The organism is Microbacterium sp. NPDC055357 (genome assembly GCF_053644835.1).
On the sequence record NZ_JBSHLZ010000008.1, the window covers coordinates 17,406 to 38,118 of the forward strand.

The window sequence follows — 20,713 nt, forward strand, 5'->3', positions numbered from 1 at the left end:
GGAGCACCCATGGCCAGACGCGGACCGCTGCCGGTCGACCCGATCGCCGAAGCCAAGCGCCAGTGGATCTCGCACGGATGGACGGATGCCGCTGCCGGCATGTCCGCCGTGACGAGCATCATGCGCGCGCAGCAGCTCATGCTGGCGCGCATCCACACGACGCTGAAGCCCTTCGGTCTGTCGTTCGCCCGTTATGAGATGCTGCGTCTTCTCGCCTTCACGCGCGAAGGACGGATGCCGATGGCCAGCGCCATCGCGCGGTTGCAGGTGCACCCCACGAGCGTGACGAACACCGTCGATCGGCTCGTGCGCGACGGCTTCGCCGAACGCGAGCCGCATCCCGAGGATGGGCGCGCCGCGATGCTCGTGCTGACCGCCTCAGGTCGCGAGCTCGTCGAGCGCGCGACGGCGGCGCTCAACACGTCGGTGTTCGAGAGCCCCGGCCTCGGCGACGACGACACGGCCGAGCTCGTGCGCATCATCGCCCGCCTGCGCAAGGCCTCGGGCGACTTCACCGATCCCCGCCCGATGCCCGAACCCCTCTGACCGCGTCGCCCCGCGCTGCCCTCCCGGTCGCTGAGCTTGCCGAAGCGTCACCCCCCGGTCGCCGGCCCACGGTCGCTGAGCCTGTCGAAGCGTCGCCCCGCACGCACGCCCGCTCCCCCACCCCTGAGCTTCGGTCGCCGAGCTTCGGTCGCCGAGCTTCGGTCGCCGAAGCGTCGCCCCGCACCCACACGCCCCCACCCCGGTCGCTGAGCTTGCCGAAGCGTCGCCCCGCACGCACACTCCCCCACCCCGGTCGCTGAGCTTGCCGAAGCGTCGCGAGACGAACGCCCCTTCGACCAGCTCAAGGGCCACCCTTCGGCAGGCTCAGGGATCGGGACTCAGCCCCGCGCGGGCGGAGCGATGCGCTGCTCCCGCGAAGCTGGCATCGGGTCTGGCGGGAGCGGCGGCCGCAGGCCGTCGCGGGGGCATGCTGAGCGGGAGCAGCGCATCGCGACCCTTCGACAAGCTCAGGGACCACCCTTCGGCAAGCTCAGGGACCGAGCGGAGAGACGGACCACCCTTCGACAAGCTCAGGGACCGCGCGAGGTCAGGGACCACCCTTCGGCAGGCTCAGGGACCGAGCAGGAGCCCGCGGATCAGCGGTGGCGGAAGTCCGGCGAGCGCTTCTCGCGGAACGCCGACATGCCTTCGCGCTGGTCCTCGGTGTCGAACAGCGACGAGAAGACGTGCTTCTCCAGACGCAGGCCCTCGGCGAGCGGCGTTTCGAGCGCGGCATCCAGCACCGCCTTCGCGGCGTACAGCGACGGCAGCGATTTCGACGCGATGGTCTCAGCCAGCTTCGACGCTTCGTCGAGCAGGTCTGCGGCGGGCACGACGCGCGAGGCGAGGCCGGAGCGCTCGGCCTCGTCGGCGCCCATCATGCGTCCCGAGAGGATGAGGTCGGCGGCCTTGTAGTAGCCGACCGCGCGCTCCAGGCGCTGCGATCCGCCCATGCCGGGGATGACGCCGAGGTTGATCTCGGGCTGCCCGAACTTCGCCGTGTCGGCGGCGAGGATGATGTCGCACATCATCGCCAGTTCGCAGCCCCCGCCGAGCGCGAAGCCCGACACGGCCGCGATGACGGGCGTGCGCACGGCGGCGAAGTCGGCCCAGCCGCCGAAGTGGTCGCCGATGAGCATGTCGAGCCCGGACATCGACTCCATCTCTTTGATGTCCGCGCCCGCCGCGAATGCGCGTTCCGAACCCGTCAGCACGATCGCCCCGATCCCGGTGTCGGCATCGAACGCGGATGCTGCGGCCACGACCTCGCGGCACACCTGGGTGTTGAGCGCATTGAGCGCCTCGGGTCGGTTCAGCGTGATCCAGCCGACGCGTCCTCGCGTCTCGACGATGATCGTGTCGTACTCGCTCATGGTGTCCTCCATCGGATGTCCTCATCCGATCATGTCGCACGGAATGAGGTGGGTGGGTAATCCTCCCCATGGGGCGTCGACCCCAGCCTCGGTTAGCCTGTGTGTCGACCGGGGAAACGCCCGGACCTAGAGACCAAGGGGTGGATCATGGCTGATTTCAAGGCTTCTTATGGCGAGATGGATTCGATGGCGGGCAAGCTCGAGACCGGTCGCGAGGAGATCGGCGACGTGCTGCGTCGCCTCAAGGCCGACGTCGATCGCCTCCTGGGCGATGACTTCAAGACCGAGCACGCGTCGGGCAAGTTCGGCGAGGGCTACAACGAGCTGACGACGGGTCTGGAGAAGGCCATCGAGGGCATCAGCGACATGGGCGAGTCGCTGCGCAAGATGATGCAGGCCATCAAGGACACCGACCAGGCACTCGCCGGCAACTGACCGGCTGAGTCGGCGACGCGCGCGGAGGGAGGCCGGTTGTGCCCGACATCTATCTGAACATGCAGGAACTCGACGAGGTCGTCGCCAACCTCGACGCCTCGATCGCGGAGTTCGACGAGGCGACGACCGTGTCCGGCGGCATCCAAGAGGCCATCGGCCGACCGGACGGCCGCGGATCGCTGCGCGGACGCGCCGCCGACTTCGAGAACGACTGGAACAACACCCGCGACGATCTGAAAGAGAACCTCGATCAGATCCGCAAGCACCTGCAGGACGTCATCGACGGCTGGCGCAACTGGGATGCCGAAGCCGCAGCCGCGATGCAGTCCAACGGCGCCGACAACGATCCCGCGCTCCATCAGCCACGGTAAGGAAGCACACCGGTGACTCTCACCTCACCCCAGCACAATGTGCTGCGCCGTCTCGAGGGCACTCCGTCCGACATCGACCGGTACGCGACCGATCTGAAGGATGCCGCGCGCGTCATGCGGCGCACCGTGACACAGTTGCGTCTGATCAGCGAGGGCACCCGGCAGATCGCCGAGTCCGTCGACGCCGTGCGCGAGGCCGCGGGCGAGACGCACCCCGAGCTGAGCAAGGCGGCGACCCGGTACAGCCGGACCGGCATCACGCTGACCACGTACGCCCGCAAGCTCGAGACCGCGCAGGAAGTGATCCACCCGCTCATCCCGAAGATCGAATCGGCGCACACCACCGTGCAGACCAAGCGCCAGGAAGAGCGCGAGGCCGAGGCCCTCGTGCGCGACCACGCGTGGCAGATGCCGTGGGAAGACGAGGTCACCGACGCCCAGAAGCAGCAGGCGCTCACGGCTCAGACGACGGCGCGCTCGGCGACAGAGACCGCCGAGGGCAACCTCGAGACGCTGTGGGGAAGCTTCGACCGGTCGTTCTCGACGTGGTCGGACGCGTACGACAAAGCCGTCAACGGCATCGAGGACGCCTTCGACGCGGCCGACAACAACGACGCGTGGGGTGAGGACCTGCTGCCCGTGCTCGGCTGGATCGCCGTGGGGCTCGCCGTCGTGGCGCTGTTCGTGACGGGTCCCATCGCCCTCGCGATCGCCGCGATCGGCGCCGTCGTGGGTCTGGTCATGCTCACGATCAACCTGCTCAAGTTCGCCAAGGGTCGAGGGAACTGGCTCGATCTGACGATGTCGATCATCGGGATCATCCCGTTCGCGAGGCCGCTCATCCAGGGGATGCGCGGCGGTCTCGCGGGTCTGCGCGGCACATCGGCGCTGTTCTCGAGCGGTCGCACCGTGCTGCGCCAGTCGGTGCGCTCGACGTTCCCCCGGTTCGGGTACTCGCCCATGTCGGGCGGACTGTTCTCGCGAGTCGGTGCCGCCGGCCAGAACACCTGGAACTTCGCGCGGAACACCTGGTACGGTGCTCGGTCGTGGGTGCGCAGCAACAGTCTGCTGGGCCAGTTCTCGATGCGCGACTTCTTCATCGACCGCCCGATCATGAACGCGTTCCGCGGCGGGCACAACTCCGTCACGAGCTTCTCGAACTTCCTGCTGCGCAACGAGGGCACGGTCGGCAACGCCGCCGCCGCGTGGGCGCGCAGCGGCGCCGTCGCCGGCCAGGGGCCGAGTTCGTTCGCGCAGATCGCAAGCCGGGTCGAGTTCGCGGGAACGTGGGTCGCGAACAGCGACTTCATCGGATCCAGCATCTCCGAGCGCTATGACTCGTTCCGAGGAGCATTCGCGCAATGAGCGCGCGTTCCCGACCATTCGCCTACGAGTTCGTCGACGAGGCCGACCGTCGGCGCGAGAAGCGGCTCGGCCTCTTCTGGCTGCCCATGACGATCGGCCTCCTCGTTTCGCTGCTGTTCATCGTCATCACGATCGTGAACTTCCTCGCCTCGGGCATCCCCGATCTCACGTCCGGCTCGACCGTGTGGGAGTCCGACGTCACGTTCCCGTTCATCCCCCTGCCGTCGTGGCTCACGATCCTGGTCGGCTTCCTGCCGCTGCTCACCGCGATCCTGATCTGGCCGCTCGTCGATCGCCGCCACGCTCCGCTGGTCAGCAACACGATCCTCTTCACTGCGACGGTCTTCCTGCTGCTGCCGATCTTCTTCGCCCTGGCCTACTCCGAGCCGAGCCCGTTCACCGACGGCGACCGCACGATCGGCTGGCACTGGCTCGCCGTGCCCGTCGTCGTCGTCGCGCTCATCGTGCTCATCGTGCGGCGCGCGACCCTGCCGCCGTCGCCGGTCCCGGAAGCACCCGAGGATCCGTTCTTCGAAGAGGCCGTCGCTCTGCGGCGCCGCGCTCAGCACAGCCGCCGGCATCGTGAGACACTCGAAGCCGATCTTGCCGACGTCGCCGCCCGGCGCGCGGCAGCGGGCATGACAGGACGAGAGCTGTGAGCGATCAGGTGGCACGCGGCATCCGGTTCTCGATGCTGTTCCCTCCGGGCTGGCAGGAGTTCCGGCCCGACCTCGAGAGCGAGAAGGCACTCACCGCCCTCGCGACCGCCGGGGCACGCGAAGCCGGCCGCGCCGACGTCGTGATGGCGATCCGCCAGCACGTGCACCGCATGTTCGAGGGCCTGCGCCGGCGACGCGCGGTCGGAGTGCATCTGCCCGTCGCCGTGCCCGGCGACCTCACGGTGCCGGCATCGCTCACGGTCGTGCCCGTGCAGGTCACGACCGGGTCGACCCTGGACCGGGCCGTCACGGGGCTCGCGACCGGACAGACGCCCGAACTGGTCGAGGTGGACGGTGCGCGGTGGTACCGCTGGATCGAGCGGCAGAACACCCTCGAAGGATCCGATGAAGCGGGATCGACGACGATCCACTACGTCATTCCACGGCCCGACGAGGGCGAGCCGACGGCGGGGCTGCACCTGATCTTCGCCGTGACGATGCTCGCCGAAGATCGTGACAGCGAATTCACGCGCGCCCTCGAGAGCCTCGGCCACGGCATCATCGGCACGTTCGCGTGGGGGGAGCGCACATGACCGAGTACGTCATCGAGCTCGACGAGAACGACTGGCTGGGCATCCCGCCCGGGTTCCCCTACCTGCAGTGGGAGGATGCCGCGGCCTGGGCCACCCAGCTCGCGGCGGCCGCCGTGCCCGATGACGCCGAGAGCCGCGCGGTGTTCGAGGCGATGGCGCTGAGCGTCGCCTCCGAAAGGCCCCCGCAGGTCGATCAGGCGCTGTGGTTCGCGCCACTCGACGGACGGGCGATGGGCGTGGCATATCTCAGCGTCTTCGAGCAGGATGCCACGACGCCCGCGCTCCCCGAACTCGCGGTGCTCGGGCTCGATTCACCCACGCCCGTGCAGGTCACGCGTCACACCTCGGTGCCGTTCGGCGAAGTCTTGCAGTCCGCCGCGACGATCCGGCTCGCCGATGTCGGCGGAGACCCCGACGACAGTGTCGCGGGCAGCATCCGGACCGTCGGGATCGCGGGAGGGCTCGTGTTCATGCTCAACGCGGTCGATGAAAACCTCGACGTGCTCGCCGTCATGCAGGAGCCCCTGCTCGAGCTCATGGAGAGCATCCGGCTGCTGCAGGGTGAGGACGAGCTCGATCGCGCGGTGGCGCGCATCCTCAGCGACGACGCCTGACCTCGCTCACTGCTGCCGCAGCACCTCGCGGCCGATGATGACGCGCATGATCTCGTTGGTGCCCTCGAGGATCTGGTGCACGCGCAGATCGCGCACGACCTTCTCGATGCCGTAGTCCTGCAGGTAGCCGTAGCCCCCGTGCAACTGGAGGGCACGGTTGGCGATGTCGAAACCGGCATCCGTCGCGTAGCGCTTGGCCATGGCGCACTGCATCGCCACGTCGGGAGCCTGGGCATCGAGGGCCGCCGCGGCGTCGCGCACGAGGGCGCGCGCGGCGCGCAGCTCGGTCGCCATGTCGGCGAGGGTGAACATCACGCTCTGCTTCTCGGCGAGGGGCTCGCCGAACGTGAAGCGCTCGTTGACGTAGCGGATCGCCTGATCGAGCGCCCACTGGGCGCCGCCGAGCGAGCAGGCCGCGATGTTGATGCGTCCGCCGTTGAGGGCGGACATCGCGATGCGGAAGCCCTGCCCCTCGTCGCCGAGGACGTTCGCGGCGGGAATCCGCACCTCGTCGAGGATGACCTGGCGCGTCGGCTGCGCCTTCCAGCCCATCTTCTTCTCGTTGGCACCGAACGACAGGCCGGCCGCGTCGCTCGGGACGAGGAAGGCGGTGACGCCGCGCGCTCCCGGCTCACCCGTGCGGGCCATGACGATGTAGACGGATGCCGCGCCGGCACCCGAGATGAACTGCTTGACACCCGTCAGCACGAACTCGTCGCCGTCCCGGATGGCGCTCGTCGTGATCGCGGCGGCGTCGGAGCCGGCGCCGGGCTCGGTGAGGCAGTAGGCGCCCAGGTCGCCCATCGTCGTCAACCGCGGCAGCCACTCGGTGCGCTGGGCGTCGTCGCCGTAGGTGTCGATCATCCAGGCGACCATGTTGTGGATCGTCATGTACGCGGCCATCGTCGGGTCGCCGTACGCGAGCGCCTCGAAGATCTCGACCGCCTCGGCGCGGCCCAGACCCGCACCGCCGACGTCTTCGCGCACGTAGATGCCGCCGAGGCCCAAGTCGCCGGCTTTGTGCAGGACCTCGCGCGGAAAGTGCGACCGCTCGTCCCAGTCGAGAGCGTGCGGGGCGAGCTCGGTCTGCGCGAACTCGCGTACCGCGTCGAGGATCGCCGCCCGCTCATCGGCGGTGAGCGTGCTCGTCATGCTGGTCGTGGACATCGACGTCTCCTTCCTGCAGAGCCGAAGGAGACGTTGTGCGTCGTTTCGGCGTCAGATCGTGTGCCGGCTGCGGCACGGTGATCACTTTACATGGAAGACCTAGTAAATAGGCGGTCGACCTGTCACTCGCGGGGAGACGACCCGACCTGACGCGAAGCCGCTCGCATATGCCTCGAACCGGCGCAGCTCATCGACGATCTCCCGGCAGCGCTCTACGAATTCGAGGGCCTCCGCGGTCGGCTTGATCGAACGGCCTTCCGGAACGAACAGGCGCACCCCGAGCCGCCGTTGCAACCAGCTCATCTGGCGGGAAACCGCAGCAGACGAGTAGCCGAGCGCGCGAGCTGCGCCGACGACGGATCCGTGGTCCATGACGGCGACGAACGTCTTGAGCACGGGCAGGTTGGCGATCATCGCGGCCTCCTGGCGTTGCGCAGCCACGAAGCGACCATTGCTCGCGGCATCCCTCATGCTAACATTTGAGCAAGCGCTTGATTTATGGAGGACACATGAACCGTGCGAGGGATGCCGCAACGATGCCGGACTTCGTCGAGTACCTGATCGTCGGAGCCGGCGTCTGCGGGCTGTGCCAGCTGCAGAAGCTCGTCGACATGGACGTCGATGTGCTGCTCGTGGACGCCAACGCCGACCTCGGCGGCACGTGGTACATGAACCGCTACCCGGGATGCCGCTTCGACTCCGAGTCGTACACCTATCAGTACTCCTTCTCGGACGAGATGCTCCAGGAATGGGACTGGTCCGAGCGGTTCGCAGCGCAGCCCGAGACTCTGTCGTACCTCAACTACTTCGCCGACAAGTTCGACCTCCGCCCGCACATCCGGTACAGCATGTCGGTCACCTCGATGCAGTGGCACGAAGACGAGCTGCTGTGGGTCGTGGGCTTCGCCGACGGGCGCACGATCAAGGCGCGGTTCGTCCTCTCGGCGATCGGCATCCTCTCCGCCCCCACCTATCCCCGCATCGAGGGCATGGACTCGTTCGACGGCGTCGCCGTGCACACGTTCGACTGGCCCGAAGACCTCGATGTGACGGGCAAGCGCGTCGCCGTCATCGGCACGGGGGCGAGCGGAGTACAGGTCATCACCGATATCGCACCGCACGTCGAGCAGCTCTTCGTCCTGCAGCGCGGCGCCAACTGGTGTGCGCCGCTCGGGAACAGCCCGATCTCGGCCGAGGAGATGGCCGACCTGCGATCGCGCTACGACGAGATCTTCCAGTGGTGCAGCGAGACCCCCGCGGGGTTCATCCACCGGCCGAGCCGCGAACTGAGCACGGACGTCACCCGCGAGGAGCGCGTCGCGCGCTGGCACGAGCTGTACAACGGGTCGGGCGCCGGGATGTACATGGGCAACTACCGCGACACCATGATGAAGGAAGCCCCCAACGCCGAACTGTCCGAGTTCATCGCCGAGCGCATCCGTGAGCGGGTGCGCGACCCGCGCATCGCCGAGACGCTCATCCCCAAGGACCACGGCTTCGGCACGAAGCGAGTCGCCGGCGAATCGGGCTATTACGAAGTGTTCAATCGCGACAACGTCGAGCTCATCGACCTGAAGTCGACGCCGATCACCGAGATCATCCCGGGCGGAATGCGTTTCGGCGACGACGTCGACCGCCCACCCATCGATGTAGACGTCATCGTGTACGCAACAGGATTCGATGCCGTCACGGGGCCCTTCGACAGGATCGAGATCGTCGGCATCGACGGATTGCGCCTTCGTGACAAATGGAGCGCCGGACCTGTCACCTGCCTGGGAGTTCAGGTGACAGGCTTTCCGAACCTGTTCATCCTCGCCGGCCCCCAGTCTGGGTCGGCGTCGGCCAACTTCCCGCGCGGGATCGAGGACGTCGTGAACTGGATGACGGCGTTCGCCACGGTCATCCAATCCGATGGCGTCGTCCGCGTCGAGGCAAGGGCCGAGGCCGAGGCCGAGTGGACCGCGCACGTGCACGAGATCAACGCGAAGCTGCTCATGTCGAAGACTCGGTCCTGGTTCAACGGCCACAACAAGAACCTCGACCGCGACGACGCGCCGCGAGCCATGGTCTACCTCGGTGGCGGCCCCCGCTTCCGCCGTCGCCTCGCGGAGGAGACCGAGAACGGGTATCCGAGCTTCGAGGTCGAGCGCGCGCCCGTCGTCGCGAGCCGCTGACGCCCGACGACGATGCGCGAGCGGCTAGGCCGACGCCTCGAGCGCCGCGCGATGCTCGGGCGCGGCGACCGCGATCAGCGCGGCCCGGCGCTCGAGCTGTGTCGCGCCGCGCAGCCACGCGACACCGTGCTCGGTCACCACGACATCAACGCTGTGGTGCGGTGCCGTGACGAGGTCACCGGGTCCGTGCGCCGCGACGATCGTCGAGTGACCGCGCGCCGTCGTGGCGGCGAGCGCGATGACACGCATGCCACCCGGGGACAGGTGCGCCCCCTCCGCGAAGTCGGCGCTGCCGCCCACGCCCGAGATGACGCCGCCCCGCACCGTCTCGGAGACAACCTGACCCGACAGGTCGACCGCGACCGCGGAGTTGACCGAGACGAACGAGGGGATGCCAGCGATCGCCGCGGGGTGATGGATGCGCTGCGAGTCATGCATCTCGATGGCGGGATTGTCGTCGGCCCACTCCATGAGCTCGCGAGAACCGAGGATCTCAACGGTCTGCACGGGGGCGCCGCCGGCGGCGGCGATCGCCTCGATGAGGGGCCGCGTGGGGTCGGAGATCATGCCGTGCAGGCGCAGCGACCGCTCGGCGCCGACGCGCGAGAGCTCGATCGCGACGGCATCGCCGATCGCGCCGATGCCGAGTTGCACCGTCGAGCCGTCGGCGATGATCCCGGCGACGTGGCGTGCCACGGCGGCGGCCGCGGGCGAGGGATCGATCGTCTCAGTGAGCGGCATCGGGACGTCGGACTCGACGAACCGGTCGATCTCCGTGACGTGGATGCGGGTGTCTCCGCGCGTGTGCGGGACGTCGTCGGCGACCTCGGCGATCACGAGCCCCGCGAGCGTCACGGCGTCGCGTGTATAGCTGGCGGACGGTCCGACGTTGCAGAAGCCCTCGGAGTCAGGGCGGCTCACGCGGATGAGGGCGACGTCGGCCTCGGCCAGGACGAGTCGAGGCACATCGACGAGTCGGAGCGGCGCATACTCGACGAGCCCCTCGCGGCGCATCGCCCGGATCTCTCCGTGCACGTGCCAGCTGCGCACCGACAGCGATCCCGCGAGGACGGCCGGGCGCAGCTGGGGATCGCCGAGGGTGATGCCGAGCGTGAGAGTCACGCTTCCCGCCTCAGCCGAGCGTCGCCCCAGCGCGCGCAAGAGCGTGAGCGGCGTGCCGCACGCGTTTCCCGCGGCCAGTCTCGTTCCAGGCGCGAGGTCGCGGACAGCATCGTCGGCGGTCAGGTATTCAAGCTGCACAGCATCCATATATCCGCATATTAGAGGCTTGACTGCTCTGGCAACACCGTTGCTAGAATGTTCGCGGATTTAATATCCGTATATTTCGACGAGGAGATTTCGTGGACTTCGAAGAACCCGAACACCTGCGCGACATCCGCCAGGCCGTCCGAGGCATCTGCGATGGTTTCGGCCCCGAATATTGGCGTCGCTGCGACGACCAGCACGAGTTCCCGTGGGACTTCTACAACGCGATGGCTGCGGCCGGCTGGGTCGGCATCTCCATCCCCGAAGAGTTCGGCGGTGGCGGTGGCGGTATCACCGAGGCCTCCATCGTCCTCGAAGAGGTCGCCGCCTCGGGCGCCGCCATGAATGGCGCGAGCGCCCTGCACCTCTCCATCTTCGGCATGAATCCGGTCGCCAAGCACGGCACGCAGGAGATGAAGGAGACATACCTCCCCCTCGTGGCGTCAGGAGAGCTGCACGTCGCCTTCGGCGTCACCGAGCCGGATGCCGGCACGGACACGCCGTCCATCACGACGCGCGCTGTGCGCGACGGCGACGAGTACGTCGTCCATGGCCAGAAGGTGTGGATCACGAAGGCGCACATCGCCGACCGCGTCCTGCTCCTCACCCGCACGACGCCGCTCGACCAGGTCGACAAGCGCACCCGCGGGATGACCCTGTTCTTCGCCGATCTGAAGGCCCCGGGCGTCCAGGTGACCGAAATCGACAAGATGGTGCGCAACGCCGTGGGATCGTGCGAAGTGCGCTTCGACGGCCTGCGCGTGCCCGCGACCGACCTGCTCGGCGAGGAAGGCCGCGGATTCACCTACCTACTCGATGGGCTCAACCCCGAGCGCATCCTGATCGCCGGCGAGGCGATCGGCATCGGCCGAGCCGCGCTCGCGCAGGCGACGAAGTACGCGAAGGAGCGCGTCGTGTTCGGCCGCCCGATCGGCAAGAACCAGGGCATCTCGTTTCCGCTCGCCGAAGCCCATATGCGACTCAAAGCCGCCGAGCTCGCGGTACGCGAGGCGTCATGGCGCTACGACCAGGGCCTGCCGTGCGGCGAGCAGGCGAACTCCGCCAAGTTCCTCGCGTCGGATGCTGCGTTCTTCGCCGCCGACTGCGCGATGCAGACGCTCGGCGGCTACGCCTACGCCAAGGAGTACGACCTCGGGCGATACTGGGCCGAGGCGCGCCTCATGAAGAGTGTCCCCGTGCCGCAGCAGATGGTCCTCAACTACATCTCCGAGCACACTCTCGGCCTACCCCGCTCGTACTGACGATGTCCGACGTAGTCGCGCCCGCCGCCGAACGCAGCCCCCGCCGCGCACGCCCGCGCAAGCCCGTCGTGCTCGCCGAGGCGATCTCGGACGGCATCGTGAGCGCGGGACTGCGACCGGGTGACCGCCTGCCGGTCGAGGCCGACATGGCGACGCAGTACCAAGCCGGCCGCGCGTCGATCCGCGAAGCGCTGCGCATCCTCGAGGCGGAGGGCATCGTCGAGACGCGTGTCGGCTCCGGCGGCGGCGCGTTCGTCGCCCACCCCCGGCGCGAGACGATCGCGCGCCCGCTGTCCGTGCTGATGCGCACGAGCGACATCGGCCTGCGCGAGATCCTCGAGGCGCGACTACTGATCGAACCCACCCTCGCGGCATCCGCCGCCGCGCGCTGCACACCCGACGACGCCGAGCGCTTGCAGCGGGCCAACGACGCGCTCGAAGGTCTCGACGAGGGCGGTGAGGAGTGGCGCGTGCGCAACCGCGAGTTCCACAGCATGATCGCCGAGATCGCCGACAACCGTCTGCTCGCGCTCATGTGGGACATCCTCAGCATGATCGCCGACGGGCACGACGCCGGGGTGCGCTATCCCGCGAACTCCCTAAATCTCGCCGAAGCCGCGCACCGCAAGATCTTGCGCGCGATCGTCGCCGGCGATGCCGACGGCGCGGCCGCGGCGATGCGCACGCACCTCCAGGCGATGGCCGACCACGTCGCTCGCTACTACCCGCAGCTGCTCGGGGAGCCGGTTGCGATCGTGCGGTCGCAGATCTGACGAGACGAAGGAACCCGCATGACGACACTCCCCGCTTCCGTGGTCATCTACGAGGTCGGCGCACGCGACGGCCTGCAGAACGAATCCGCGATCGTGACGACCGACGACAAGATCGCCTTCATCCATCGGCTCGTCGCCGCGGGTCTCACCACGATCGAGGCGACGAGCTTCGTGCATCCGCGCTGGGTGCCCCAGCTCGCCGATGCCGAAGCCGTGCTCGCGGGGATCGACCTTGCGGGCGCCATCGACTACCCGGTCCTCGTCCCGAACGAACGCGGACTCGACCGCGCAATCGACGCGGGCGTCCGGCACATCGCGATCTTCGGCAGCGCAACGGAATCCTTCGCGCAAAAGAACCTCAACCGCTCGATCGACGAGCAGTTCGACATGTTCGCCCCCACCGTCTTGCGCGCTCGCGAGGCGGGCATGGACGTACGGGCGTACGTGTCGATGTGCTTCGGCGACCCGTGGGAGGGCACCGTGCCGATCGCGCAGGTCGTCGACGTCGGCCGCCGGCTGTTCGACCTCGGTGCGTCTCAGTTGTCGATCGGCGACACGCTCGGCCTCGCGACGCCGGGACGCGTGCACGATCTCATCGAGGCCTTCCAGGACGCGGGGCTCGGCGTCGGCGACCTCGCCGTGCACTTCCATGACACGTACGGGCAGGCGCTCGCGAACTCGTATGCCGCTCTGCAGACCGGCATCCGCACGTTCGACGCCTCGGCGGGCGGTCTCGGCGGCTGTCCGTACGCTCCCGGAGCCGCCGGCAACCTCGCGACAGAGGACCTCGTCTGGATGCTCGACGGCCTCGGGATCGACAGCGGCGTCGATGTCACCACCCTCGCCGAGACGAGCCGGTGGATGTCCGAAAAACTCGGGCGACGGTCGACGTCGCGCGTCGTGCAGGCCCTCGGCGCCACCGAGGCCTGACAAACCCTGCAGAAGGAGACCGCAATGACGGTGCACACGCGGCGCGGCCGCTACTACGAAGAGATGATCACGGGCGACATCTACCGGCACGACCCGGGCCGCACGATCACCGAGGCGGACAACGTGTTCTTCTCGAGCATGACCCTCAACAGCCAGCCGATGCACATGGACGCCGTCGCCGCCGCCGAATCGGAGTTCGGCCAGCGACTGGTCAACAGCATGCTGACACTCTCGATCGTGTGCAGCGTCGGGGGACCCGACGTCACGATGAAGACGACGATCGCGAACCTCGGCTTCCAGGGGATCGATTTTCCCGCGCCCGTCTTCATCGGCGACACCCTCTACTGCGAGACCGAGATCGGGGAGAAGCGGCTCTCATCGTCGCGCCCGGGGCAGGGCATCGTGACGCTCGAGCACCGCGGCCGCAATCAGGACGGTGTCCTCGTCTGTCGGGCCGTGCGCACGGCTCTCGTCCGCTGTCTTCCCGAGGATGCCGCGTGAGCGAGCTCCTGGATCGCCTCGCGGCGCTCGACGCGCGCGTGCGCGAACTCGAAGACGTGCGCGCGATCGAAGAGCTCGCCGTGCGCTACCACACGCTGTGTGACGGCGGGTGGGCGGGTCCGAGCCATGCCGACCCCGATGCGCTGGCCGATCTGTGGACGCCGGACGGCGTCTACCGCATCAATCCGCGGCGCCCCGCGTGCCGCGGACGCGACGAGGTGCGCGCCCAGTTCGTGCGCTTGCAGACCTCGATGCCCTGGATCCTGCACACGTTCACCAACAGCGACATCCGCATCGACGGCGACACCGCCGCCGGCGTCTTCAAGGGCACGGCGTTCTACCGTCGCGACGACGGCAACCACATCGTCGTGGGCACGTACACAGGCGACTTCGTCCGCACCGAGGACGGGTGGCGCTTCGCCTCGTGGGTCGCCGACCTCGCCCACGGCTCGGTCCTCAGCTGAGCACTACAGCGTCGCGGCGCTACCGAGCACGAGCGTGCCGGAGCTCATGAACATGCCGCCGACACCCGTCGCGACGCTGACGTCGACACCCGGAACCTGCGCAGGAGCCATACCGCGGATCTGCCGGACCGATTCCTGGATCGCGAACATGCCGTACATTCCGGTGTGGGTATACGACAGTCCTCCACCGTTGGTGTTCAGTGGGAGCCGTCCGCCCGGCGCGGTGTTACGGTCCGCCACGAACGCCGGCGCCTCGCCGCGGCCGACGAAGCCGAGGTCTTCCAGGCCGTAGAGCGGCACGTGCGCGAAGGCGTCGTAGATCATGAGGTGGTCGACGTCGTCGTGCCGGATGCCCGCCTGTGCGAAGGCGCGTTTGCCGCCGACCCGGATCGCGCGCGATGACGTGAGGCTCTCGAGCCCCGCGACTGTCGAGGATTCACTCGACTCGCCCGCGCCCAGCACGTAGACCGGCGTCGACGCGAGGTCACGCGCCCGCTCAGCCGAGGTGAGCACGAGCGCTCCCCCGCCGTCGGTCACGAGGCAGCAGTGCAGCAGGTGCACGGGATCGGCGATGACGGGCGACGCGAAGACGTCGTCGACCGTGATGGGGTCGCGCAGCTTCGCGCGCGGGTTCATCGCCGCCCACTCGCGCTGGATGACCGGCACGAGGGCCAGCTGCTCGCGTGTCATGCCGTAGGTCGCCATGTACTCGCGCACGCCGATGGGAAAGAGCGACGGCGCGCCGACCGGACCGTACGGGACCTCGAACTGCCCCATGGGCGACTGCGGTGCGGGTGCCCAGGGCAGCATCCCGACGCGGGAGCGTCCCGACTCGCCGTGCGTCACGAGCACGGTGTCGCACAGGCCCGATGCGATCGCCGCCATCGCGTGCCGCACGTGCAGCATGAACGAGGATCCGCCGACGTTCGTGCCGTCGAGGTACTGTGGCACGATGCCGAGGTAGTCGGCGATGTCGTTCGGCATCTCGCCCGCCGACGCGATGCCGTCGACGTCGGCGGGGGTGAGCCCGCAGTCCGCCAGGGCGTTCAGCGCAGCATCCACGTGCAGTTCGACAGCCGACTTGTCAGGGATGCGGCCGAGATCGGTCGTCTCGGCCGCGCCGACGATCGCGACAGCGCCACGGAGGTTCATGCGGTGGTCCCTTCGGGCTGGAAGTACACGACGCGACGATCGCCGCGCTGCTCGAAGACGGCGCGCACGGCGGCGCCGACGGGCACCTCATCGGGTCGCTCGGCGATGACGCCCGCGAGCATGCGGGGTCCCTCGGCGAGCTCGACGACGCCGAGCGCGTAGGGCGGCTCGAATCCCTGCGGTCCGCGGTGGTTCACGACGAACGAGCGCAGCCGGCCGGTGCCCGCGGCATCGACAAGCTCGATCTCGCGGTGTCCGCAGCGGGGGCACGAGCTGCGCGGGTAGAGGAAGAACGACGCGCAGGACAGGCAGCGCGGCACCGTCAGACGGCCCTCGTCGATCGCATCGAACCAGGCCTGTGTGTCGGGAGTCGGGGTGGCGACGGGTTTCATGGGCAAGTCATTTCGCGATCAGGTCGGGGATGAGGTGCTTGCGGAGCTTGCCGTTCTCACCGCGCGGCAGCGCCGGGACGACATCGATGCGGCGCGGCACCTTGTAGCGGGCGAGCCGTGTCGTGAGGAACTGCAGGACGGCATCGGCGGTCTCGGTCGGCGCGGTCTCGAGCGGCGAACCCGGTACGGCTTCGACGACGGCGCAGACCTTCTCGCCCCACTCGGGATCGGGCAGGCCGACGACGCCGACGTCGCGCACGTCGGGGTGCTCGAGCAGGGCCGCCTCGATCTCGGCGGGATAGATGTTGACGCCTCCCGAGACGATCACTTCGGACACGCGCGCGTGCAGGAACAGGTAGCCCGCCTCATCGAGGCAACCGATGTCACCCACCGTCACGTAGTCACCGTGCCGCGTGGCCTCGGTCTTGTCGGGGTCCCCGCGGTAGACGAAGGCGTGCGCGCCCATGCGGAGGAACACGGCCCCCGACTGGCCCGCGGGCACGGGCCGGCGGTCATCGTCGAGGATCTGCACGTCGGCCCCCGGCTGAGGGCGGCCGACGCTGCCTGGCCGCTCGAGCCACTCGGGACTGCTGATCGCCGTGCCCGCCGCCTCCGTCGCACCGTAGTACTCCCAGACGACCGGGCCGAACCACTCGATGACGGCGCGCTTGACGCTCTCGGGGCACGGACCGGCGCCGTGCACGAGGTTGCGCATCGAGCCGACGTCGTGGCGTGCCCGCACGTCATCGGGCAGACGCAGCAGACGGTGCAGTTGCGTCGGGACCATGTGCGTCGTCGTGACGCGCTCATCCTGGATGAGCCGCAGCGCCGTCTGGGCGTCGAAGCGATCCATCAGGACGACGGCGTGACCGAAGTGCAGCGAGGTCACCGCCAGCCCGCTCACCGCCGTGTGGCTGAGGGGCGACGTGACCAGATGCACGCCCGCGTCGAGCGGCTCGATGCCGAACATGCCGAGCTGCCACTGGGCGCCGGCGGTGAAGACGTCGTCGGGGTCGCCACTCGCGAGGGCGCGCGCGACGCCCTTGGGTCGACCCGTCGTGCCGGACGTGTATCCGAGGAAGGCGCCCGGCGTGCGATCGGGCGGTGTGCTGTCGGGAAGGCCCGCGAGAACGACAGAGAGCTCGCGGAACCCGGGATCGGCGCCGAACGAGAAGCAGCCCTCCGGATCGAGCCCACTCTCGTCCACAGCCGACGCGACGACGCCGGCGTACGCGGACGACGTGAAGAGGGCGATGGGTGCCGCGTCACCGATGATGTACGCGATCTCGCCCGCCGTGAGCGCCGTGTTGACGGGCACGTAGTAGACGCCCGACTGCTGGCACGCGAGCGCCAGCGCGAGCGCGAGCGGCTCGTTCGCGACGACGCCGACGACGCGGTCGCCTCGCTCTGCTCCGCGCTCCCGCAGGAGGTGCGCGATGCCGTTGCTGAGCGCGAGGAGCTCGCCCCTCGAGACGACCCGGCCGTCCGTGCACACGACGGCCCGCGCGGCCGGATCTTCCGCCGCGAGGCGCCAGAAGCCCAGCTCGGTCATGCCTCGTCCAGCTCGGCCAGCAGCTGCCGCGCGAGCTCGCGACGCAGCTGTCGCGTCGTGCCGTACGCGGCGGACAGGCTCATGACGCGCTTGAGCCAGATCTGCAGCTCGTACTCCCACGTGAAGCCGATCCCGCCGTGCAGCTGCAGACTCTGCACGTTCGCAGCGTGTCCGGCGTCGCCGGCGTACGCCTTCGCGGCGGCGGCGCGACGCACGGCATCGGGACCGTCGACGCCATCGAAGGCCGACAGCGCCGCCGAGGTCGCCATGTCGACGCGCACGGCGACGTCGGCGATCTTGTGCTTGACGGCCTGGAACGACCCGACGGGGCGATCGAACTGCTTGCGCATCCCGACGTACTCGACGGTCAGGTCGAGCAGGCGGCGCGAAGCTCCCGCGAGAAGGCACGCGGCCCCTGCGACGGCGAGCGCGCGGGCGCGGCGCACACGCTCGACGGGCACCGCGAGGTCGATGCCCGTTCCGCCGGTCTGGACGGTCGACAGCGGACGCAGGGGGTCGAGGGCGGCAGCATCCGCCACGGTCAGCTGATCGGCCGTGAAGGCACGCACCGCGTCATCGGCGTCGATCTCGATCAGCAGGTCGGCGTCGGTCGCGAACGCGACGTGCGCCGCCCCATCGAGGCGGACCGCGACCATCGCGTCGCCCGCGGCGATCCGCTCGAGCCACGCGCCGGCGTCTGCCCAATCCGAGTCTCCGAGAACGGATGCTGCCACGACGGCCGTCTCGAGGAACGGCTCCGGCACGGCATGACGCCCCAGAGCGAAGAGCACACCCGAGAGGAAGGCGGGGTCGAGGCCCAGTCCGCCGTGTGCGTCGTCGATGAGCGCCGACACGAGCCCCGCGTCGGCGAGCGTCGCCCATAGCTCGCTCGAGTGGGCCTCGCCGCGATCGAGGAGTGCGCGCAGGTGCTCGATCGTGCAGGAGCGGTCGAGGATGGATTCGCACAACTCGAGGAGCTCGCGGTGGTCGGGGTCGAGGACGGTGTCGATCATCTCCGGCTCTCCATGGGCAGTCCGAGCACGCGCTCGCTGATGATGTTGCGCTGGACCTCGTTCGTGCCGCCGAAGATCATGGCGGCACGGGCGTACCAATAGCGGTGGTGCCAGTCCGCCCACGCGCGGCGCGTGCGGTCGTCGGCGCCGGGGATGGCGGCGGGGTCGCCGATCACCGCGGCATCCTCGTCGAGCAGGCGCAGCCCCGCGTCGAAGATATCGAACTGCATCTCGGTCCAGAAGATCTTGTTGATGCTCGCCGTCGCGGTGAGGTCCACGCCCGATTCTGCGAGCTCGGCGAGCCGGTAGACGTTCGAGCGGTAGACCTCGGTCTCGACGAGCACGCGGCCGAGGTCGTCGAGCACAGCACCGTCGTCCTCGGCACCCCGCGCACGCACGAGGCGCGCGAGGTTCGCGACGTCTTTCGAGTACTTGGCGTGGTCGCCGAACACGGCGCCGCGCTCGAACCCGAGCGTCGACATCGCGACGGCCCACCCGCCGCCGACCTCGCCCACGACGTTCTCGACGGGCACGCGTACATCGGTGAAGAAGATCTCGGCGAAACCCTGCGTGCCGTCGACCATCGTGAGCGGTCGGACCTCGACGCCCGGCGAGCGCAGGTCGATGCACAGGAAGGTGATGCCGTCGTGCTTGCGCGCAGCAGCGGAGTCCGTGCGGACGAGCGCGAAGATCCAGTCAGCGAATCCGCCCATCGAGGTCCAGATCTTCTGCCCGTTGACGACGAACTCGTCGCCGTCGCGCTCGGCGCGCGTGCGCAGCGACGCCAGGTCGGAGCCGGACTCCGGCTCACTGAAACCCTGGCACCAGATCGTGCGGCAGCTGAGGATGTCGGGGATCCAGCGGGCGCACTGCTCGGGCGTGCCGTGCTGCATGAGCACGGGACCGAGCAGGTAGAGCCCGCCCATGTTGATCCGCTCGGGCGCACCGGCGCGGTAGTACTCCTCGCCGAAGACGATCGAGCGTTTGAGACCCGCATCCCGACCGCCGTACTGCGACGGCCAGTCGATCGCGGCATAGCCGCCCTCGAAGAGCACGCGCTCCCACTCGCGGTGCTGGTCGAATCCCGCGCGCTCCGTCCACGGGTCGAGCGGCTCGGCGGGCACGTTCGCGGTGAGCCAGGTGCGCACCTCCTGACGGAAGTCGTCGATGCCGGCGTCGTCTGCGGTCATGCTGCAAGCTCCAGGATGTCAGAAACCGCCGAGAGCTGGTCGGCGAAGGCTCGGGTGTCGGTGCGCAGGGAGACGTTGACGGCGTCGGCGCCGAGTCGCGCATATCCCTCGACGATCGCGGGGAGGGCGTCGAGGTCGCCGCTGAAGCGCAGTCCCGCGACGACCCGCTGGTCGGCGCGGTCGCGGCCACTCGCCTGCAGGCGGGTGCTGTACGTCTCGTAGTGCTGCGCGAACTCCGGCATCGTGAGGTTCCACGGGTACCAGCCGGTCGCGACCTGCGCCGCGCGGCGGATCGCCGCCGGAGAGTGGCCGCCGACGAGCATCCGCGGGAAGGGCACCGACGAAACGGGATACGCCATCTCGTCGTCGTGCCACAGGGCCTGCATGTCGATCATCATCTGCTCGCAGCGCTTGCCGCGCGTCGTGAAGTCGGTCTCGCACGCCTCGAGCTCTTCGGACGACCAGCCGACCCCGACGCCGAGGTCGAGGCGATCGCCCGTCAGCTCGCCGACCGTCATGAGCTCGCGCACGATCATGCGGGGGTTGCGCAGGGGCAGCAGCATGACCGACGTGCCGAAGCGCAGACGCGTCGTCGCCTGGCACACGTGCACGGCGGTCTGGAAGACATCGAGCAGACCCTGATCGGCCGACGCCTCGACGCGCGGCTTGCCGTCGACCGTCTTGTTGTGCACTTCGGCGGTGTCGGGGTTCGCCGCCGACGGCGCGGAGGGATAGGGGTATGCCGACGCGTACTGGTCGAAGAAGAGGATGTGCTCGGGCAGCCAGATCCCCGTGAAGTTGAGGTCTTCGGCCGTCTGCGCGAAGGAGCGGATGAAACCGGCGTCGCGCTCGGGCGATCCGTCGAAGAGGTCGACGAGTCCGATCTGCACGGGTCGCCCCGCTGCCGTCAGTGCCACCATG

The 20,713-nt window shown here is 68.9% G+C and carries 23 protein-coding genes; 13 read left to right on the plus strand and 10 right to left on the minus strand.

Features of this window, described 5'->3' with window-relative positions:
• Window positions 1–9: 9 nt before the first annotated feature.
• Window positions 10–546: a MarR family winged helix-turn-helix transcriptional regulator gene (locus ACWICD_RS11170; protein WP_454140185.1), complete on the plus strand. Its 537-nt coding sequence runs from the start codon at window positions 10–12 to the stop codon at window positions 544–546.
• A 596-nt stretch (window positions 547–1,142) separates the two neighbouring features.
• On the opposite strand, the gene ACWICD_RS11175 is transcribed toward ACWICD_RS11170, so the two are convergent.
• Complete coding sequence (locus ACWICD_RS11175) at window positions 1,143–1,919, minus strand: enoyl-CoA hydratase (protein ID WP_454140265.1); 777 nt, start codon at window positions 1,917–1,919, stop codon at window positions 1,143–1,145.
• Window positions 1,920–2,066: 147 nt separating this feature from the next.
• On the opposite strand from ACWICD_RS11175, the gene ACWICD_RS11180 reads away from it, so the two are divergent.
• The 6 genes from ACWICD_RS11180 to ACWICD_RS11205 are packed head-to-tail and all read left to right on the plus strand — an operon-like array spanning window position 2,067 to window position 5,956.
• Window positions 2,067–2,354, plus strand: a complete 288-nt coding sequence (locus ACWICD_RS11180) for a WXG100 family type VII secretion target (RefSeq protein ID WP_376129556.1) — start codon at window positions 2,067–2,069, stop codon at window positions 2,352–2,354.
• 38 nt (window positions 2,355–2,392) lie between these two features.
• Entirely contained in the window at window positions 2,393–2,725 is a 333-nt protein-coding gene (locus ACWICD_RS11185; protein ID WP_454140186.1) for a hypothetical protein, read from the plus strand.
• A 12-nt stretch (window positions 2,726–2,737) separates the two neighbouring features.
• Entirely contained in the window at window positions 2,738–4,090 is a 1,353-nt protein-coding gene (locus ACWICD_RS11190; RefSeq protein WP_376130453.1) for a hypothetical protein, read from the plus strand.
• Window positions 4,087–4,749, plus strand: a complete 663-nt coding sequence (locus ACWICD_RS11195) for a hypothetical protein (RefSeq protein WP_376130456.1) — start codon at window positions 4,087–4,089, stop codon at window positions 4,747–4,749. The genes ACWICD_RS11190 and ACWICD_RS11195 overlap by 4 nt, the downstream gene beginning before the upstream one ends.
• On the plus strand, window positions 4,746–5,342 hold the full coding sequence (locus tag ACWICD_RS11200; RefSeq protein WP_454140187.1) for a hypothetical protein: 597 nt from the start codon (window positions 4,746–4,748) through the stop codon (window positions 5,340–5,342). Before ACWICD_RS11195 ends, ACWICD_RS11200 begins: the two co-directional genes overlap by 4 nt.
• Window positions 5,339–5,956, plus strand: a complete 618-nt coding sequence (locus ACWICD_RS11205; RefSeq protein ID WP_454140188.1) for a hypothetical protein — start codon at window positions 5,339–5,341, stop codon at window positions 5,954–5,956. The genes ACWICD_RS11200 and ACWICD_RS11205 overlap by 4 nt, the downstream gene beginning before the upstream one ends.
• Before the next feature lie 6 nt (window positions 5,957–5,962).
• Here the strand turns inward: ACWICD_RS11205 and ACWICD_RS11210 are convergent, their stop codons facing one another.
• Window positions 5,963–7,123, minus strand: a complete 1,161-nt coding sequence (locus ACWICD_RS11210) for an acyl-CoA dehydrogenase family protein (protein ID WP_454140189.1) — start codon at window positions 7,121–7,123, stop codon at window positions 5,963–5,965.
• Window positions 7,124–7,222: 99 nt separating this feature from the next.
• Window positions 7,223–7,594, minus strand: a complete 372-nt coding sequence (locus tag ACWICD_RS11215; protein WP_454140190.1) for a LysR family transcriptional regulator — start codon at window positions 7,592–7,594, stop codon at window positions 7,223–7,225.
• Window positions 7,595–7,632: 38 nt separating this feature from the next.
• Between ACWICD_RS11215 and ACWICD_RS11220 the strand changes: the two genes are divergently transcribed.
• Window positions 7,633–9,297 carry a flavin-containing monooxygenase gene (locus ACWICD_RS11220; RefSeq protein WP_454140191.1) on the plus strand — a complete coding sequence of 555 codons (1,665 nt, stop codon included), beginning with the start codon at window positions 7,633–7,635 and terminating at the stop codon, window positions 9,295–9,297.
• Between the two features lie 24 nt (window positions 9,298–9,321).
• On the opposite strand, the gene ACWICD_RS11225 is transcribed toward ACWICD_RS11220, so the two are convergent.
• Window positions 9,322–10,566, minus strand: coding sequence for an acetyl-CoA hydrolase/transferase family protein (locus ACWICD_RS11225; RefSeq protein WP_454140192.1), 1,245 nt, complete (start codon window positions 10,564–10,566; stop codon window positions 9,322–9,324).
• A 92-nt stretch (window positions 10,567–10,658) separates the two neighbouring features.
• Between ACWICD_RS11225 and ACWICD_RS11230 the strand changes: the two genes are divergently transcribed.
• Genes ACWICD_RS11230 through ACWICD_RS11250 form a run of 5 tightly spaced genes read left to right on the plus strand, consistent with a single transcriptional unit; the run spans window position 10,659 to window position 14,493 of the window.
• Window positions 10,659–11,825 carry an acyl-CoA dehydrogenase family protein gene (locus ACWICD_RS11230; RefSeq protein WP_454140193.1) on the plus strand — a complete coding sequence of 389 codons (1,167 nt, stop codon included), beginning with the start codon at window positions 10,659–10,661 and terminating at the stop codon, window positions 11,823–11,825.
• Between the two features lie 2 nt (window positions 11,826–11,827).
• A complete protein-coding gene (locus tag ACWICD_RS11235) occupies window positions 11,828–12,598 on the plus strand; it encodes a FadR/GntR family transcriptional regulator (RefSeq protein WP_454140194.1) in 771 nt (256 codons plus the stop codon).
• Window positions 12,599–12,616: 18 nt separating this feature from the next.
• Window positions 12,617–13,528: a hydroxymethylglutaryl-CoA lyase gene (locus tag ACWICD_RS11240; RefSeq protein ID WP_454140195.1), complete on the plus strand. Its 912-nt coding sequence runs from the start codon at window positions 12,617–12,619 to the stop codon at window positions 13,526–13,528.
• Window positions 13,529–13,552: 24 nt separating this feature from the next.
• The gene (locus tag ACWICD_RS11245) at window positions 13,553–14,029 is read left to right on the plus strand and encodes a MaoC family dehydratase (RefSeq protein WP_454140196.1); all 477 of its coding nucleotides are present in this window, start codon (window positions 13,553–13,555) and stop codon (window positions 14,027–14,029) included.
• Complete coding sequence (locus ACWICD_RS11250) at window positions 14,026–14,493, plus strand: nuclear transport factor 2 family protein (RefSeq protein WP_454140197.1); 468 nt, start codon at window positions 14,026–14,028, stop codon at window positions 14,491–14,493. Before ACWICD_RS11245 ends, ACWICD_RS11250 begins: the two co-directional genes overlap by 4 nt.
• A gap of 3 nt (window positions 14,494–14,496) precedes the next feature.
• Here ACWICD_RS11250 and ACWICD_RS11255 read toward each other — a convergent pair whose 3' ends face one another.
• Genes ACWICD_RS11255 through ACWICD_RS11280 form a run of 6 tightly spaced genes read right to left on the minus strand, consistent with a single transcriptional unit; the run spans window position 14,497 to window position 20,712 of the window.
• Window positions 14,497–15,645: a thiolase C-terminal domain-containing protein gene (locus ACWICD_RS11255; protein WP_454140198.1), complete on the minus strand. Its 1,149-nt coding sequence runs from the start codon at window positions 15,643–15,645 to the stop codon at window positions 14,497–14,499.
• Complete coding sequence (locus ACWICD_RS11260; protein WP_454140199.1) at window positions 15,642–16,037, minus strand: Zn-ribbon domain-containing OB-fold protein; 396 nt, start codon at window positions 16,035–16,037, stop codon at window positions 15,642–15,644. The genes ACWICD_RS11255 and ACWICD_RS11260 overlap by 4 nt, the downstream gene beginning before the upstream one ends.
• A 7-nt stretch (window positions 16,038–16,044) precedes the next feature.
• Window positions 16,045–17,589, minus strand: a complete 1,545-nt coding sequence (locus ACWICD_RS11265) for an AMP-binding protein (RefSeq protein WP_454140200.1) — start codon at window positions 17,587–17,589, stop codon at window positions 16,045–16,047.
• Window positions 17,586–18,602, minus strand: a complete 1,017-nt coding sequence (locus ACWICD_RS11270; RefSeq protein ID WP_454140201.1) for an acyl-CoA dehydrogenase family protein — start codon at window positions 18,600–18,602, stop codon at window positions 17,586–17,588. The genes ACWICD_RS11265 and ACWICD_RS11270 overlap by 4 nt, the downstream gene beginning before the upstream one ends.
• Complete coding sequence (locus tag ACWICD_RS11275) at window positions 18,599–19,792, minus strand: acyl-CoA dehydrogenase family protein (RefSeq protein WP_454140202.1); 1,194 nt, start codon at window positions 19,790–19,792, stop codon at window positions 18,599–18,601. Before ACWICD_RS11275 ends, ACWICD_RS11270 begins: the two co-directional genes overlap by 4 nt.
• Window positions 19,789–20,712 carry an LLM class flavin-dependent oxidoreductase gene (locus tag ACWICD_RS11280; RefSeq protein WP_454140203.1) on the minus strand — a complete coding sequence of 308 codons (924 nt, stop codon included), beginning with the start codon at window positions 20,710–20,712 and terminating at the stop codon, window positions 19,789–19,791. Before ACWICD_RS11280 ends, ACWICD_RS11275 begins: the two co-directional genes overlap by 4 nt.
• Between the last annotated feature and the right edge of the window lies 1 nt (window position 20,713).